The organism is Rhizobium cauense, from assembly GCF_019511525.1.
Classification (GTDB): domain Bacteria; phylum Pseudomonadota; class Alphaproteobacteria; order Rhizobiales; family Rhizobiaceae; genus Rhizobium; species Rhizobium cauense.
Window position 1 is genome coordinate 91,359 of sequence record NZ_JAEUAT010000008.1, and the last position, 16,589, is coordinate 107,947.

Here is a 16,589-nt window from a genome sequence, read left to right on the forward strand (position 1 = left end):
GCTCAAATCCGGGCGGGTCCGGAGACTCGATTCCCGCACTTGCTATTCTGGCGGTGGTCGATGATGGAAATATTACAGCCCCGTTGCGCCGATAGACGAGGGATATCCTGTGGGTGTGATGCGATGCCTGGGCTATCTAAAGGCCGAGCTTTTCACGGTCGACGAGGGCGCCGTGTTCACTCACAACGCGAGCGGCAATCTTTGCGGCAAAGGCTGCGGCCGCCTTCGCATCCCTGGTCTCGAGGTATCGCGCGAGGAATGCACCGTTGAAACTGTCTCCGGCACTGGTCGTGTCGACCACCTGCTCGACCTTCTCGGCCGGGACGAAACTCTCCACCCCATCAAAACTCAGGGTAGCGCCCTCCGCGCCGTTCTTGACGACCACGTCGGCGGCTCCGAGCGCACGGTAGCGTTGAATCGTTCCCGCGATCGAGACGTCGCCGAAGTGCGTTGCCTCGTCATCAAAACTCGGCAGGACCAGCGACGAGGCGCGCGCGCCTTCGCTGATCGTTGCATGCATCACGTCATAGCTCGACCAGAGGCGTGGCCGGACGTTGGGATCGAAGGCAACGATCCTGCCGGCGGCCTTGGCGCGACGAACTTCGGCAAGCAAAGTATCGGCATCGTTGCGCGACAGGATCGCAAGCGTGATGCCGGAGAAGTAGATGACATCGCAGGCCTCGATCGCTTCGCGCAGGAGTTCGGCGTCGCCGGCAAGCTGGCGGGCGGCGGAGTTGTCGCGCCAATAGCTGAAGGAGCGTTCGCCGTCCTTGAGGCTGATCATGTAAAGACCGGGCGCCTTGCCCTTGATGCGCCTGATAAATTCGGTGCCGATGCCAGCCGTCTTGAGGAAGGCGATCATCTCGTCGGACATCGCTTCGTCGCCGAGCGCGGTGAAATATTCGACCGACCAATCGGCCGGCATGCAGGCGCGGGCGTACCAGGCTGTGTTCAGCGTATCGCCGGCAAACCCCTTGCGCAGCAGACCAGCGCCTGCCTGCGAAAGCTCGACCATACATTCACCGATAGATAGAAAACGCCCGCCCACAGTTAGCCTCCCTGACTATTCCCGCTTCGCTGATACGCGCAGACCACCTTCCTGACAAGCCGCGGGCGGCGGCTTTGAGTCCAGCCATCGGTCGGATTGCCTTGCATTGATGCGTAGGGCTCAAGGTTGTTTTTTGTCTCGTCCGCTTTAGTGTGCAACGTCATTGCATGAATGCAGGAGATGAACAGTGGCGGTTGCGGACAAGACGGCGGACTGGTGGCGGGGTGCGGTCATTTATCAGGTCTATCCACGGTCCTTCCAGGATACGAATGGAGATGGCCTGGGAGATTTGAAGGGGATTACCCGCAGATTGCCCTATATCGCCAGTCTCGGCGTCGATGCGATCTGGCTCTCACCGTTCTTCAAGTCGCCGATGGCCGACATGGGTTACGATGTGTCCGACTATTGCGATGTCGATCCGATCTTCGGCACGCTCGAGGATTTCGACGAGATGATGGCTGCGGCCCACGGTCTCGGCCTCAGGATCGTCATCGACCAGGTGATCTCGCACACGGCTGATGTTCATCCCTGGTTTGTCGAAAGCCGCTCGAGCCGGACCAATCCCAAGGCGGACTGGTATGTGTGGGCCGATCCGAAACCGGATGGCACGGCACCCAACAACTGGCTTTCGATCTTCGGGGGGCCTGGATGGGAATGGGACGGCGTTCGCCGGCAATATTACCAGCACAACTTCCTGACCTCGCAGCCAGATCTCAACTTCCACAATCCGGAGGTTCAAGATGCCGTCCTTGCTACCGTGAAGTTCTGGCTCGACCGTGGCGTCGATGGCTTCCGCCTCGATACAGTCAACTATTACTTCTGCGACAAGCTGCTTCGCGACAACCCTCCGCATGCGCCCGATGCGAGCGACGGAGGACTTGATGCGCCCGACACCAACCCCTACGGCATGCAGAACCACCTTTATGACAAGACGCAACCGGAGAATATCGTCTTCCTCCAGCGGTTCCGGGCGCTGCTCGACCGTTACGAGGCGCGCGCAACGGTCGGCGAGGTGGGCGACGGTGCGCGTTCGCTGAAGACGGTCGCGGCCTACACGGGTGGCGGCGACAAGCTGAACATGTGCTACACCTTCGACCTGCTCGGGCCGGACTTTACTGCCACGCATATCCGCAACTGCGTCGATGCCTTCCAGAAGTCGGTTGCCGATGGTTGGGTTTGCTGGGCCTTCTCGAACCACGACGTCAACCGTCATGTGAGCCGCTTTGCCAAGACCTCGGAGGAGCGGCCCGTCATCGCCAAGCTGGCTATTTCGGTGCTGGCGACGCTGCGCGGCTCGATCTGCCTCTACCAGGGTGAAGAGCTTGGCCTTCCGGAGGCCGAACTCGCCTTCGAGGATCTGCGTGATCCCTATGGCATCCGCTTCTGGCCCGCTTTCAAGGGGCGCGACGGATGCCGCACGCCAATGCCCTGGGAGGCTGCCAAGGCACATGCGGGCTTCACGACCGCCGAAAAATCCTGGCTGCCGGTGCCTTACGAGCAGGCGGCGCTTTCGGTCGATACGCAGGAGAGCGATCCGCATTCCGTGCTGAACCACTACCGACAGACGCTCGAATTCCGCAAAAGCCACCCGGCATTGCTTGATGGCACGATGGAGTTCATCGGGACCAATCAGGACCTTCTCGCCTTCACCCGCACAAAGGGAAGCGAGACGCTGCTGTTCGTCTTCAACCTCACGCACAAGCCCGCGCAATTCGCTCCGCCAGCTGGAATGGTGATCGGAGAACGATTGGCGATGCCGGGCTTCACTCCGGCGACCGGAACCGGGCCTATCAAGCTCGCGGCGCTCGGCGCGTTCTGTGCGCGGGTGGCTGGCTAAGCGTCATCCGATCAAGGCGAACTTGTCGACATCGACCATTCCTCGATCCGAGATCTTCAGGTGCGGGATGACCGGGAGCGGCAGGAAAGCGACCTGGAGGAACGGCTCTTCGAGAGTCGTTCCAAGGGCATAGGCGGCCTTTCTCAAGTGATGCAGCGTGTCGCGCACCGTCTCGTAGGGCTCGAGGCTCATCAGACCGGCAACGGGGAGGGCGATCTCGCCCGTGACCTTGCCATCCTCTACGACGACAAAGCCGCCCTTGATCTCACTGAGGCGATTGGCGGCGAGCGCCATGTCGTCCTCGCTGACGCCGACGACGCAGATGTTGTGGCTGTCATGGCCGACGGTTGAGGCGATCGCGCCCTTCTTCAGGCCGAAACCCTGGACGAAGCCATTGGCATGGTTGCCGTTCTTGCCGTGTCGCTCGATGACGGCGACCTTGATGATGTCGTTGCCGAGATCGACATCGGTCTGGTTCCCCTTGACGGGTAAGCGGTAGCGGCGATGCTCGGTGATGATCTTGCCGGGGGTGACGCCGATCACGGGTGTTTCTCCATCGGCAACGGGAACACCGAAATGGGCGGCGTTGACGGGCCGAGCCTTGACGCTGTCAAGACCGACTGGCTCCACGGGCTTACGCGTGGTGAAAAGCTCTGCAGTCACCTGGCGACCGGCAGCAAAGACGAGATCGGCGCGGCAGTTTTCGAGGCTGTCGACAACGACGAGGTCTGCGCGCCAGCCGGGGGCGACGAGGCCGCGGTCTCTCAGGCCAAAGGCGCGGGCAGCGGAGATCGAAGCCGCACGGTAGATCGCAAGCGGCTCCACGCCGCTCTTGATCGCGGTACGGATCATGTAGTCGAGATGCCCTTGCTCAGCGATGTCGAGCGGGTTGCGATCATCGGTGCAAAGGGCGATGTAGGGTGACAGGCGTTCGGTGATGATGGGCATGAGGGCTGCGAGATCCTTCGACACGGAGCCCTCGCGCACGAGAATGTGCATGCCCTTGCGGATCTTTTCCAGCGCCTCGGCGGCACTCGTGCATTCGTGCTCGGTGCGGATGCCGGCGGCGAGATAGCCGTTCAGGTCGTTGCCCGAGAGCAGGGGGGCATGGCCGTCGATGTGCTGGCCCTGGAAGGCGTCGAGCTTCGCCATGCAGATCGGATCCTTGTGGATCACGCCCGGGAAGTTCATGAACTCGGCAAGGCCGATGACCTTCGGATGATGACGGAACGGAAGAAGCCGCTCGATCGGCAGATCGGCACCCGACGTTTCCAGGTGCGTCGCAGGCACGCAGGAGGAGAGCTGGACGCGGATGTCCATGATCGTTTCGAGAGACGAATCCAGGAAGTACTGAATGCCTTCGGTGCCCAGCACATTGGCGATCTCATGCGGATCGCAGATGACGGTCGTGACGCCATAGGGCAGGACGCAGCGGTCGAACTCGTGCGGTGTTACCAGCGATGATTCGATGTGAAGATGCGTGTCGATGAAACCGGGGACGACGATCTTTCCCGAGATGTCGATTTCGGTTTCGCCAGCGTAGCTACCGCATGTACCAACGATGCGATCCTGGGCGATCGCAATATCCGATGCCACCAGTTCGCCGGTCACGAGGTCGAAGAAGCGTCCGCCTTTCAGTACGATATCGGCCGGCAAGCGGCCCGTTCCCTGGTCGATGAGGCGTTCTAGTCTTTCGGTCATGGCGGGGCTCCCAGCATTAGTCGATTCTCTCTACTTAGCCCGTTGCAGGCAAAACGGGGAGGGGCATCGACAATGCCGACCGTGATGCTAGCCGAGGTCGGTCCGGACGTTTGCCCCACAGAGAATGGTGGCGACCGTCTTGCCTATCAAAGCCTCCCCGCGCTCGAGCAGGGCGGCGATGCCGGCAGCGCCCGCTTCCTCGACCACAAGGCCGTAGTGAACCCGGCAGAAGTCCCGTGCCCTGCGGATCGCGTTTTCGCTTGTCTCCCAGACCTCATCGACGGTGGTTGCCATACATTCCAACGCGTAGGGGACGCATTCGCGTACCGCGATGCCGTCCGCCGCAGTTTTCGCCGTTTCGGTCGAGACCGGCCGGCCGTTCTCCCAGGAGTGTTTCATCGCCGGCGCATTGGCAGCGACAACGCCGATCACCCTGCAGGATGGCGCTGCTGCCCGAATCCACGTGCCGACGCCAGTCAGCAGGGCGCCGTTGCCAAGCGGCACGATGATGGCATCAAGCGGGGTGTTGTCGAGCGACAGGCGTTCGGTGATTTCCAGCGCAATCGTTCCGGCACCTTCGGCAATCGCGCGCAGGGCTCCGTCTTCGACGAAGGGGCAGCCGTGGGTTTGCGCGTGGGCGCGAGCGGCGGCTTTTGCGGCATCGAAATCCTCGCCCTCAAGCCGCACCTCCGCGCCAAGGCGGCGCATCGCCTCCACCTTGCCAGGATTGGCGCTAACAGCGGAAAAGATTACCACTCCGCGGCCCCGTGCTCGACCGGCATAGGCCAGACCCTGACCGAAATTGCCGGCAGAGGCGGAGACGACCGGGCGATCGCTTACCGGTTCGTTCTGCATCCACCAGTCAGTCCCGCGGCCCTTAAACGAACGGATCGGGTTCAGCGTTTCCACCTTGGCGAAAAGCCGAAGGCCGAGTTCAGCATTGGCGGTCGGCTGCTCGATCAGCGGACTGCCGGTAAAGGCGGGATCAATGTTGCGGAAGGCGGCGCGAATGCCGTCGGCGGTGGGAGCGTTCTGTGGTTGGGTCATTGTCCTAGCATGACAAAGAAGGTATGGCATTATTCCTGAGTTTATCGGATACTCTGGGGATATTTCTCAATATTTAGTTCAATATCCGGAAAATTGCTCATGACGCTGACTAGAACGGATCGTGAAATCCTTAAGCTCATGCAGCAGGACGCGACTATTACACTAGGCGTGCTTGCCGAACGTGTCGGTCTTTCTCCATCTTCCGCACAGCGGCGGCTGCAGAAGCTTCGCGAGGAGAGGGTCATCCTGCGGGATGTTTCGATCGTCGATCCCAGGAAGGTCGGCCGTCCCGTCTCTATGCTGGTGGAGGTCGAGTTGGAACGCGACCGGCCGGAGCTTCTACCGCCCTTCATGCGCTGGGTGACGGAAACGCCAGAGGTACAGGAGGCGTGGGGCACATCCGGACGGGGGGATTATACGCTGGTGATCACGGCGCAGTCGGTCGAGCATTTCGATGCGCTGGCCGATCGGATGATGGAGCTCAATCGGAATATCCGCAAGTTCACCACCAGTGTCGTGCTGAAGACGCTGAAGCGAGGACTTGCGGTTCCCGTGGACTGACCGACACAGCCCACAGACCGCTCATGGAAACAGTACCGCGAAATAGAAACGGGCGCCGTACAGCGCCCGTTTCCCTGTCATTTGGCAGTGCTGGGCTTACTCGGCCGGAACGATCTTGCCGCCTTCCCACTTGTAGAGCGCGAAGCTCTGGGAGGTCAGGTCGCCGGTTTCGCCGTAGGTGAGCTTGCCGATAGCGGTCGAGATCGGTTCGCCGCCCTTCAGGGCCTTGGCGACGGCCTCGGAATCCTCGGCGCTGCCAGCCTTCTCGATGCCTGCCTTCAGCACTTCGACTGCAGCATAGGCGTTGAGCGTAAAGGCTTCGGCCGGGATGCCCTTGGCCTTCAGTGCGTCGGCCGCTGCCTTGGAATCCGGGTTCTTCGTCGCATCCACGGCATTGGTGAAGACGGTGCCGCCGGCTGCGTCGGTGCCGATGTTCCAGAACTCGCTGTTCGACAGGCCGTCGCCGCCGATGATGACGGCCTTGACGGAGAGATCATGCAGCTGACGGGCCAGCAGGCCACCTTCCGGGTGGTAGCCGCCAAAATAGACGACGTCGACATTCTCGGCCTTGAGGCGGGTGGTCAGCGCGCTGAAGTCCTTGTCGCCAGGGGTCAGCGAGTCGTCGAGCACTTCCTTGATGCCGCCGGCGTTCAGCGTTGCCTTGAAGGAGTCGGCCAGGCCCTTACCATAGGCGCCCTTGTCGTTGATGATTGCGACGCGCTTGTCCTTGAAGTTCTTCAGAACGTAGTTGGCGGCGACTTCGGCCTGCTGGTCGTCGCGGCCGCAAGTGCGCAGGACGTTGGCGAGGCCACGCTTGGTGAGATCGGGGGCGGTTGCCGTCGGCGTGACCATGAGGACGCCGTTTTCAGCGAGAACGTCAGATGCAGGGATCGCGACGCCCGACGTGACAGGTCCAACGACGAAGCGGATGCCGTCGCCGACGATCTGGTTTGCGGCCGAAACGCCCTGTTTGGGTTCGCCGGCATCGTCGGCATATTTGAGGATGACTTTTTCGCCGAGGATACCGCCCTTCGCGTTGATCTCGTCAACAGCAGCCTGCGCGCCATTCTTCACCTGGTCGCCATAGGCGGCAACCGGACCGGTCAGCGGCGCAATGAGACCGATGGTGATGTCTGCATGGGCGAGCGGCGCAAAGGCAAGCGAGGCGACAAGGGCCGCCGACAAAGTCTTCAGACTCATTTTCTTTCTCCTTGGGTGGGTTTTCAAACCCGCGATTAAGTACCGCAGCAGTGTGCCCAGATCGTACAACAGCCCTTGCGGGATGCGCCAAGAGACGATGAGCAGCCGCACGGCCGAAGCATCCGCCTGCCATGTTTGGCTTCGGCGAGTGCACAGCAAGTTTCTTAGGAATTTAACGCGGATTTCGCAAGAAGATAAAGAAATAGGGCCCGTTTTTGCCTGATCTGGCAAAAACGGGCCCTAAAAAGCACTGATCAGATGTTCTTTTGCAGAATCTCGCGCAGTTTTCCGAAGAGTTCGTCGATGTGGTGCTTTTCGATGATCAGCGGCGGAGAGAGTGCGATGATGTCGCCGGTTGTTCGGATAAGCAGGCCCTTCTCGTAGGCCTTCAGGAAGGCGGTGAAGGCGCGCTTGGTCGGCTCGCCGGCAATCGGATCGAGTTCGATGGCGCCGATCAGGCCGGTGTTCCTGATGTCGATGACATTCGGGCAATCCTTCAGGGAGTGCAGTGCATCGGCCCAGTAGTCGGAGAGTTCGGCGGCGCGGGTCAGAAGACCTTCTTCCTTGTAGGTGTCGAGTGTGCCGAGTGCCGCGGCACAGGCGATCGGGTTGCCGGAATAGGTATAGCCGTGGAAGAACTCGATCATGTGTTCAGGGCCGCTCATGAACGCGTCATGGATCTCCGACGTCACGAAGACCGCGCCCATCGGAATGACGCCGTTGGTCAGGCCCTTTGCAGTGGTGATCATGTCTGGCTTGACGTCGTAATACTGCGCGGCGAACGGAGCGCCGAGACGGCCGAAGCCGGTGATGACTTCGTCGAAGATCAACAGGATACCGTGCTTGGTGCAGATTTCGCGGAGTTTCTGCAGGTAACCCTTCGGCGGTATCAGCACGCCGGTCGAGCCGGCAATCGGTTCGACGATAACAGCGGCGATCGTCGAAGCGTCGTGCAGGGTGACAATGCGTTCAAGCTCGGTCGCCAGATCGCCGCCATGCTCGGGCTGGCCGCGGGTAAAGGCGTTCTTGCCCGGCTGGTGGGTGTGCGGCATGTGGTCGACACCTGTCAGCAGCGTGCCGAACATCTTGCGGTTGGAGACGATGCCGCCGACGGAGATGCCGCCGAAGTTGACGCCGTGATAGCCGCGCTCACGGCCGATGAGGCGGAAGCGCGAACCGTTGCCCTTCACGCGATGATAGGCGAGGGCGACCTTCAGAGCTGTTTCGACCGATTCAGACCCGGAGTTGGTGTAGAGAACGTGGTCCATGCCTTCAGGCGCGATGTCGACGAGGCGGTTCGCCAGCTCAAAGGCCTTGGGATGGCCAAGCTGGAAGGCCGGAGCATAGTCGAGTTCGCCAGCCTGTTCGCGGATCGCCTCGGTGATCTTCGGACGGCAGTGGCCCGCATTCACGCACCAGAGGCCAGCAGTACCGTCGAGTACCTGGCGACCGTCATGGGTCTGGTAATACATGTCCTTCGCGCCGACGAAGAGACGCGGCTCCTTCTTGAACTGGCGGTTCGCAGTGAAGGGCATCCAAAAGGCCCGCAGGTCATTTGGCGTGGTATTAAGGCGATTGGACATGCTGTTCTCCATGGCCGTTTCGGAGGCCGTTCCCGGTATTGGCTGATGCGGCTTTTTACCGCCCGGTCAAATTATCAGCGCTTATCAGGGCGTCAAGCCGCGCCAGCTCACGCTATGGGATCAATCCTGATGCAAAAAAATAGACCGGCATCTCTGCCGGTCTAAAAATATGTTCAGGTGCTAAAAAAAGGTGCCGCACTATTCCGGATGCATCCCCTCGGCAGAGCGGCTTGTAGGCTGACGTTATGTCAGCGCGTCCTTACGCCGCGGACTTCGCGCGGTTCTGAACGGAGTAGATGTCGGTGAGGGCTTCGAGGATCCGAAGGACCGGCTCGGAGCTGCTCGAGTAATAGATGGTTTGCGCGTCGCGGCGGGTCTTCACCAGCTTCTGGGCACGCAGTTTGGACAGATGCTGTGAGAGGGCGGACTGGCTCAAACCGACCTCTTGCGCGAGTGCGCCGACCGGGATTTCGCCCTTGACGAGATTGCAGAGAATAAGAAGTCTTTTCGGATTTGCCATTGCCGACAACAGGGCAGCTGCAACGTTTGCATTGGCGGTTAAATCGATTGTGTCCATAAGTTCTTCCCGATGTGAAACGAATTTCAAAAACGTGCGTTCCCGCTCAAATGCCGGACGGCGGAACCTATCAATACCGCTTCAAGATTGTATATAGCTAAATTTCAGGTATTGAGTATTTTATGTTAGGTATGTGTGAATAAAGCTCATCTACCCCCTGCGCAACGGTCTCAAACTCATGGCGCAGAAGCAAATCTCCCAAAATCAGATCGAAACCAGCGCAATCCACTCCGCAGATGCGCCAATCGCCACTTCCTGCCTTCATTCCGGTTGCCACCGTCGTGGCGAGATCCGGGTGTCTGGCTAGCAATTCTTGCACTATCGCGTCGGCATTCGCTGCCACAGCCTCATTGGCTTCGGATCGAATCGTCAGGTCGCTCCCCTCGAGCAGATACGCGCGGCCAAACCCGCCGTTGAGGCTTGCCGATTGCGGCACGAGCCGGAAGAAGCGGAAATCGGGGAAGTCGATATAGAGTTTTGCCTTGGCGTGACGGTTGAGGAAGCGGTTGCGGATGCGTGCATGTGCCTCGCTGTCACGCTCGACCGGTTCCGCAAGGCATTGGGTCGTCAGACGCGCATAGGCAAGCGGATCGCCCTTGCCAGGCTCGCCAGTCAAAAGCGAGGCGCGGCGGTCGGCGTCGAGTGCGCGGGTATGGGTCGATAAGCCCGAGACCAGGATGACCGGGACGCCATCGATATCGGTGCCGAGCAGAACGCGGCTCGCGAAGGGAAACCCGGTCCCTAGGTCGAGAACGGCAATAGCGGCATAGCGGGCGGAGCGGAGAAGGGTGCGAGCGAGCTTGCGGGCTTCTCCGTCCGTTTCCCTGAGAACGGAAGCTTGATCTTTCATGTCCACTTTTTGACCCAAGCGGACGGCGGGATCAAGCGTGTTCTTTGCGCCGGTGTTGCGTCAGGCCTTCAACGATATCCTGCGCCGAGATGGTGCCAACGATGGCGCCGTTTTCCACGACGCCTATGCTGCCGGGTTGCCGCGCCAGAGCGTCGAGAATGTCGATCAGCGGCGTTTCGGCGCGTGCCGTGCCGCTGACGCTTGCGCCGGCAGCGGCATGCCCCAAACCGGGCTGCATCACGTCCTGCGCGGTCAGCATGCTGATCGGGTTCATGTGCTGGACGAAATCGGCAACGTACTGGTCAGCCGGGTTCTTGACGATCTCCTGCGGGGTGCCGCACTGGATGATGCGACCGCCCTCCATGATGGCGATGCGGTTGCCGATACGGAAAGCCTCGTCGAGGTCATGGCTTACGAAGAGGATCGTCTTTTTCAATCGCCGCTGGAATTCAAGCAGCTCGTCCTGCAGGCGGGTACGGATCAGCGGATCGAGGGCCGAGAACGGCTCGTCCATGAGCAGGATAGGGGCGCCTGTTGCAAACGCACGGGCAAGACCGACACGCTGCTGCATACCGCCTGAGAGTTCGTTGACCTTGCGGTCTGCCCATTTGGTCAGGTTGACGAGTTCCAGCTGTTCGCCCACCCGCTTCTTGCGCTCGCTTTCCGGCATGCCTGCGAGCTCGAGGCCGAAGCCTACATTCTCCGCCACGGTACGCCACGGCAGCAGTGCGAACTGCTGGAAGACCATGGAGACAGTGTGCATACGCAGATCGCGCAAGCCCTTTGCGCTGGTCTTGTAGGGGTTACAGAGGCCATTCGACGTTGCGACCGAAACCTCGCCGCGCACGACGGGCGCCAGCCCGTTCACGGCACGCAGCAAGGTCGATTTTCCGGAACCCGAAAGACCCATGAGGACGAGGATCTCCCCCTCCTCGACGGAGAGCGAAGCGTCTGCCACGCCGAGAACGAGACCGGTCGCGGCTCCGATCTCATCGCGGTTCTTGCCCTGATCGGCCAAGGTGAGGGCGTTCTCCGGCTTGTCGCCGAAGACGATGCTGACGTTGTCGAAGCGGACCGCAGTCATACGCCTTCTCCTTCACCTGTCGCACGGAACATACGGTCGAGAATAATTGCGAGAATGACGATGCAGAGACCTGCCTGGAAGCCCATGGCGACGTTCACGGTGTTCAGCGCGCGAACAACCGGCTTTCCAAGGCCGTCGGCGCCAACGAGTGCGGCGATAACCACCATCGAGAGTGAGAGCATGATCGTTTGCGTTAGGCCGGCCATGATCTGCGGCATCGCGAAGGGAAGCTCGACCTTACGCAACACCTGCGTCGGCGTCGCGCCGAAAGATTCCGCGGCCTCGACGAGGGAGGGAGGCGTCGAGATGATGCCGAGGCGTGTCAGGCGGATCGGGGCGGGGATGGCGAAGATGACGGTGGCAATCAGGCCAGGGACCATGCCGAGGCCGAAGAGGATGAGCGCGGGAATGAGATAGACGAAGGTCGGGATCGTCTGCATCAGGTCGAGGACCGGCCGCATGATGGAAAACACCCAGGCACGTCTTGCACCAGCGATGCCAAGCGGAATGCCGATCGCCATGCTGACGAATGTCGAGGCGAGGACGAGCGCCAGCGTTTCCGTCGTTTCCTTCCAGTAGCCCTGGTTCATGATGAGTAGCAAGCCGAGCAGCGTGAAGAGCGCGACACCGATCGAACGGCGCAGCCAATAGGCTATCCCAACGATTGCAGCCAACACGACCAATGGATGCGGAGCCTGCAGAATGAAAAGCAACGCATTGATAACGTGCGACAAAACGAAAGCAAGCTGGTTGAAAAACCACTCACCGCTCGACGTCAGCCAATCGACGGTCGATTTCGCGAAAGGGCCAATAGGAATTTTATAGTCGGTGATCCAGTTCAAGGAGCGCGCCTATCCGAAAGAGCAAAGATCGAGATGAAACAAAAAGGGGCGGCGAGGGCCGCCCCGTTCATCAGTTTCAGAGGCCGAGGCCCGACTTGACCGCCTTTAGGGCGTCGCTGCCGTCCTTCGTCGTCACGCCTGCGAGCCACGGATCAACTGCGTTCGGATTTGCCTTCAGCCACTCGGTCGCTGCAACCTGCGGATCCTCGCCATCGTTGAGGATCTTGCCCATGATCTGGTTTTCCATTTCCAGATTGAACTTCAGGTTCGAGATGAACTTGCCGACGTTGGGGCATTCGGCGACGTAGCCGGCACGGGTATTGGTGTAGACCGTCGCGCCGCCGAAATTCGGACCGAAGGTGCTGTCGCCGCCCGTGAGGTAGGTCATCTTGAAGTTTTCATTCATCGGGTGGGGAGCCCAACCCAAGAATACCACCGGCTTGCCTTCCTTCTCGGCGCGGGCGACCTGTGCCAGCATGCCTTGTTCCGAAGACTCGACGAGTTCAAGGCCGCCCATTCCCATCTCGTTCTTCTCGATCAGGGTCATGACGAGGCGGTTGCCATCGTTGCCCGGCTCGATACCGAAGATCTTGCCGTCAAGCTCGTCCTTGTGCTTGCCGATGTCGCTGAAATCCTTGATGCCGAGTTCAGCGCCCTTGGCGTTGGTCGCGAGCGTGTACTTGGCGCCCTCGAGGTTGACGCCGATGGAATCGACGGTCTTCTCATCGAGATAGGGCTGGACGTCCTTCGCCTGAGCCGGCATCCAGTTGCCGAGGAATACGTCGATGTCCTTATTCTTCAGCGACTGATAGGTGACCGGAACAGAAAGAACCTTGATATCGGGCTCGTAGCCGAGATTCTTCAGGATGACTGCTGCGGTGGCGGTGGTTGCGGTGATGTCCGTCCAACCGACGTCGGAAAGACGGACGGCGGAGCAGCTATCGGGGTCTGCGGCGAATGCTGCTGTTGCGACAGAGAGAGCGGCAACTGCGGTGGCGGTGGTCAGTTTGAATGCGCTTGTCGTTTTCATTTTAGACTCCCAGTCTTACGTTCCCAAGCCAATCACCAATAGCCGAGTTTTACAAGCGACCTGAGTGCGTTTGCGCCGCATTGGAGTACCCGATTGCGACGTAGGGCGTTTTTTCTCGGAGTGCCGGGTTTTCAAGGGTTTTGGCGGTTTTAGGCCGAGAATTTCCTGTGACTATTATAATGAGGGACTTTTCTTCGCGGTTTCGAGCTTTCAAGAAGCAAAAGACGGAGAAAACGATGGCAAAACTCTATTTCAACTACTCGACCATGAACGCCGGCAAGTCGACAATGCTGCTGCAGGCCTCCTACAATTACGAGGAGCGCGGCATGCGCGTCGTTCTGCTGATCGCGGCCTTCGACGAGCGTGCCGGAAAGGGTATCATCGGCTCCAGGATCGGGTTGCAGGCGAGCGCTATTGCCTTCGAGCCGGACGCAGACTTGCAGGCGCTGATTGGCGAACTCAGCAAGGAAGGGGAGCCAATCGCTTGCGTCTTCGTCGACGAAGCGCACTTCATGACACGCGAGCACGTCTGGCAACTTGCCCGGATCGTCGACCGGATGAACATCCCGGTCATGGTCTATGGGTTGAGGACCGATTTCCAAGGGAAGCTGTTTCCTGCGTCCGAGGAGTTGCTTGCGATCGCGGACGAGATGCGTGAAGTGCGCACCATCTGCCACTGCGGACGGAAAGCGACGATGGTGGTGCGCCTCGATGGTGAGGGAAAGGTGCTGCGCGAAGGCGCCCAGATCGATGTGGGGGGCAACGAAAAGTACGTGTCGCTCTGCCGCCGTCATTGGGATGATGCCATCAACGGGGAATGGCTCGCCGAGGCTCTCTAACCGTTCGGCAAAACGATTCCGGTTTGGCGGCTTATGCGCTAGGTTCGTCGCAACCGATTCATGGAGGCATCCTGGTGCGCAAGCCTTTCTCCTTCGACACGCAGCTGGAAGCCGCGCGGGCGCTTGTGGAACAGCTGCGTCTCGAGGCCGGCGTATGCGTCGATTTCATTGGCGAATTTGCACGCGAGGGTGCCGCCGTCGACGATGAGCGCTTCCTCGTCGAGAACGGGCGCTTCCAGGCGTTTGTCGCGAACGGCGCGGGCCTAACCAATCTCCTCGCGGAACTCGTATCCGTCCTGGATGCGCTCACGATCAAGGTTTCAGCGGATCTCGACAGCTTCCGTGGTCTGACGGCAGGCGAGAAATTCATCGGTCGCTTTTCGCGTCAGCGGATGTGGCGCCGCCATAGCGCGCGGGTGCGGGCAGCACCCGTTGTGGAGCGGTTGCATGACCTGCTGGTGAAATCGGACGCCACGGCGGCTCTGATCGCGAGTTGCCGGACACTTGCGGTCGACTCCCACAAATTGGGAGAACGGGCTCTGGTCGATATCGTCGAGCAACGCCGGCGGTTGGTGGACAAGATCGACATTGCGCGCATTCGTATTCGAGAACTCAATGCCAGGGCGCTGACGACGCAGGGCAGGATCGGTCTTTACGGGAGCAAGACCGAGTGGGAGCGCATGGAGGAAGAGCGGCGGACATTGAAGATCGAGGCGGAGCGCATTTCCGACGAAGAACGGGAGATGCGCGAGGAGAGCCAGCGCCGCGAGCGGTTCATCAACCTCTTCCACGTCTTCGTTGACGCCCTGAACACACAAATCGGTCAGTGCAACGCTCTCACCCGCAAGATCGTCGTCGACACGGAAGAGCGACTACTGATTTATCAGGCTCAAGTGGACACGGATGTTCCCGGGTCGACCGTTCCGATTTCTGCGGAGTTGTTTCCCGCAATTGCCGGACCGATCGAACTCTTCGAGCGCAATATGCTGGTTCCACAGGAGTTGGAGCACCGTAAGCGGACCGCCGATGCCATCTTCGCCAGCAAGTTCGAGGACTTCAGGGAGGAAGACGAAGCAAACGCCGGCCGCCCTATCATCGACACGACGAAGATTTCAAAACGGCTGCGCTTTCGCTTCTTGCGTTCATAGTTCCTCGCCGAAGAAACAATAATATCAGCAAGATATTGTCCTTCCCGGAACGAGCGCATATCTCATGCGGACGAATCAGTTCAGCCATCAGGCAAGGAGAAGACGATGCTCGACCGGATCGCCGGTTTTTTCAGGCTGATCGGCCGGACCATCGCACGGTGGGCGCGGATCTTCTTTGCCTGGGCTTTTTGGCCCTTTATCGCGGCCCGTGGCTGGTATGTTCAGCGAACCTGGATGGTCCGGCTGCCGATCCTCGGCTTCATCGGCTTGCTTGCTGTCCTCTATTGCTACTTCATCTGGCAGACACAGGTCTGGTCTGGGTTCAACCCGTCATTCGTTGACGAGTATCGACTTGCGGAACGCAAGGTTCCGGCCGGGCAGGAATTGCCGGCAGCCGACGGTTCCGCAACGCCGGCGGCAAAGACCTGCCAGCGTTCGGCCATTGTCGATGTTGCCGCCGACCTGACGGACTTCAACGTGAACCAGAACGCGTGGATTTCTTCCATGCTGCTCTACCGCGCCGGTCTCTTCGGCATCGATTGGGATCATACTCCGTTTCTCGACAACAAGGCCTCGTTCCAGCGCGGCGTGAACCAAGCGGTTCGCCGAACCTCCGTCGAGCTTGTCGATACGCTCGGACGCGTACGCGGCACGTCAGGCATCAACAACGATCTGCAGAAGGCGCGCGGCAACCTGCAGTTCGATGAGTACAGCTGGTATTTCGGGATCGATCCTTTCGGTCCAAAGACGCCGACGCCGAGCTACTATCGCTCGGCTATCGAAAGCTTGCGCAAGTTCAATACGGATCTGGCCGCCTGCAACGCTATCTTCGATGGCCGCGCGGACAATCTGATTCAGTTTATCGATCGTATCGCCAACGACCTAGGCAGCACATCGGACGTGCTGGCCGACCGCTCGCAGAACCATCATCGCGGCTGGTTTGATACGCGCGCAGACGACCGTTTCTGGTTCGCTTACGGCCAGCTCTACGCCTACTATGCGATCCTCGCCGCGGCGCAGTCGGACTTCTCCCAAGTTGTCGCCGAGCGCAACCTGGGTGCCATCTTTGGCGCAACGATGAAGCAATTCCAGGCGGCCTTGAGGATACGACCGGCGATCATTTCCAACGGTCGCGAAGACGGCTGGATCATGCCGAGCCATCTGGCGACGATGGGCTTCTATATTCTCCGCGTCCGATCGAACCTCGTCGAAATTCGCGCGGTGCTCGATCGCTAAGCGAAC

Annotated in this window: 15 protein-coding genes; 5 read left to right on the forward strand and 10 right to left on the reverse strand. The window is 60.1% G+C overall.

Going from position 1 to position 16,589, the window contains the following annotated elements:
- Positions 1 to 136: 136 nt before the first annotated feature.
- Complete coding sequence (locus JNB88_RS16585; RefSeq protein ID WP_220356403.1) at positions 137 to 1,048, reverse strand: sugar kinase; 912 nt, start codon at positions 1,046 to 1,048, stop codon at positions 137 to 139.
- 187 nt (positions 1,049 to 1,235) lie between these two features.
- Between JNB88_RS16585 and bglA the strand changes: the two genes are divergently transcribed.
- Complete coding sequence (gene bglA, locus JNB88_RS16590) at positions 1,236 to 2,885, forward strand: beta-galactosidase BglA (RefSeq protein ID WP_220356404.1); 1,650 nt, start codon at positions 1,236 to 1,238, stop codon at positions 2,883 to 2,885.
- A gap of 3 nt (positions 2,886 to 2,888) precedes the next feature.
- Here bglA and ade read toward each other — a convergent pair whose 3' ends face one another.
- Both ade and JNB88_RS16600 read right to left on the reverse strand, forming a co-directional pair.
- Positions 2,889 to 4,586 carry an adenine deaminase gene (gene ade / locus JNB88_RS16595; RefSeq protein ID WP_220356405.1) on the reverse strand — a complete coding sequence of 566 codons (1,698 nt, stop codon included), beginning with the start codon at positions 4,584 to 4,586 and terminating at the stop codon, positions 2,889 to 2,891.
- Positions 4,587 to 4,673: 87 nt separating this feature from the next.
- Positions 4,674 to 5,633 carry a threonine ammonia-lyase gene (locus JNB88_RS16600; RefSeq protein WP_220356406.1) on the reverse strand — a complete coding sequence of 320 codons (960 nt, stop codon included), beginning with the start codon at positions 5,631 to 5,633 and terminating at the stop codon, positions 4,674 to 4,676.
- A 99-nt stretch (positions 5,634 to 5,732) separates the two neighbouring features.
- On the opposite strand from JNB88_RS16600, the gene JNB88_RS16605 reads away from it, so the two are divergent.
- Positions 5,733 to 6,194 carry an Lrp/AsnC family transcriptional regulator gene (locus JNB88_RS16605; RefSeq protein ID WP_220356407.1) on the forward strand — a complete coding sequence of 154 codons (462 nt, stop codon included), beginning with the start codon at positions 5,733 to 5,735 and terminating at the stop codon, positions 6,192 to 6,194.
- Positions 6,195 to 6,290: 96 nt separating this feature from the next.
- Here the strand turns inward: JNB88_RS16605 and JNB88_RS16610 are convergent, their stop codons facing one another.
- From JNB88_RS16610 to JNB88_RS16640, 7 genes are all read right to left on the reverse strand, one after another.
- On the reverse strand, positions 6,291 to 7,394 hold the full coding sequence (locus JNB88_RS16610) for a branched-chain amino acid ABC transporter substrate-binding protein (RefSeq protein ID WP_037132613.1): 1,104 nt from the start codon (positions 7,392 to 7,394) through the stop codon (positions 6,291 to 6,293).
- A gap of 254 nt (positions 7,395 to 7,648) precedes the next feature.
- Positions 7,649 to 8,977, reverse strand: coding sequence for an omega-aminotransferase AptA (gene aptA, locus JNB88_RS16615; RefSeq protein ID WP_220356408.1), 1,329 nt, complete (start codon positions 8,975 to 8,977; stop codon positions 7,649 to 7,651).
- Between the two features lie 259 nt (positions 8,978 to 9,236).
- Positions 9,237 to 9,554, reverse strand: a complete 318-nt coding sequence (locus tag JNB88_RS16620) for an ArsR/SmtB family transcription factor (RefSeq protein ID WP_037132619.1) — start codon at positions 9,552 to 9,554, stop codon at positions 9,237 to 9,239.
- Positions 9,555 to 9,651: 97 nt separating this feature from the next.
- Positions 9,652 to 10,404 carry a HugZ family pyridoxamine 5'-phosphate oxidase gene (locus tag JNB88_RS16625; protein ID WP_220356409.1) on the reverse strand — a complete coding sequence of 251 codons (753 nt, stop codon included), beginning with the start codon at positions 10,402 to 10,404 and terminating at the stop codon, positions 9,652 to 9,654.
- Positions 10,405 to 10,435: 31 nt separating this feature from the next.
- Positions 10,436 to 11,488, reverse strand: coding sequence for a choline ABC transporter ATP-binding protein (gene choV, locus JNB88_RS16630; RefSeq protein WP_037132623.1), 1,053 nt, complete (start codon positions 11,486 to 11,488; stop codon positions 10,436 to 10,438).
- Positions 11,485 to 12,330 (reverse strand): choline ABC transporter permease subunit, encoded by an 846-nt coding sequence (gene choW / locus JNB88_RS16635; protein WP_220356410.1) that lies wholly within the window; start codon positions 12,328 to 12,330, stop codon positions 11,485 to 11,487. The genes choV and choW overlap by 4 nt, the downstream gene beginning before the upstream one ends.
- A 76-nt stretch (positions 12,331 to 12,406) precedes the next feature.
- Entirely contained in the window at positions 12,407 to 13,360 is a 954-nt protein-coding gene (locus tag JNB88_RS16640) for a choline ABC transporter substrate-binding protein (protein WP_220356411.1), read from the reverse strand.
- A 236-nt stretch (positions 13,361 to 13,596) separates the two neighbouring features.
- Here JNB88_RS16640 and JNB88_RS16645 point away from each other — a divergent pair, with 236 nt between their 5' ends.
- The 3 genes from JNB88_RS16645 to JNB88_RS16655 all read left to right on the forward strand — a co-directional run bounded on the left by JNB88_RS16645 (position 13,597) and on the right by JNB88_RS16655 (position 16,583).
- On the forward strand, positions 13,597 to 14,199 hold the full coding sequence (locus tag JNB88_RS16645; protein WP_220356412.1) for a thymidine kinase: 603 nt from the start codon (positions 13,597 to 13,599) through the stop codon (positions 14,197 to 14,199).
- Positions 14,200 to 14,273: 74 nt separating this feature from the next.
- On the forward strand, positions 14,274 to 15,347 hold the full coding sequence (locus JNB88_RS16650; RefSeq protein ID WP_037132632.1) for a hypothetical protein: 1,074 nt from the start codon (positions 14,274 to 14,276) through the stop codon (positions 15,345 to 15,347).
- Positions 15,348 to 15,452: 105 nt separating this feature from the next.
- The gene (locus JNB88_RS16655) at positions 15,453 to 16,583 is read left to right on the forward strand and encodes a DUF2333 family protein (RefSeq protein WP_037132634.1); all 1,131 of its coding nucleotides are present in this window, start codon (positions 15,453 to 15,455) and stop codon (positions 16,581 to 16,583) included.
- Positions 16,584 to 16,589 lie beyond the last annotated feature (6 nt).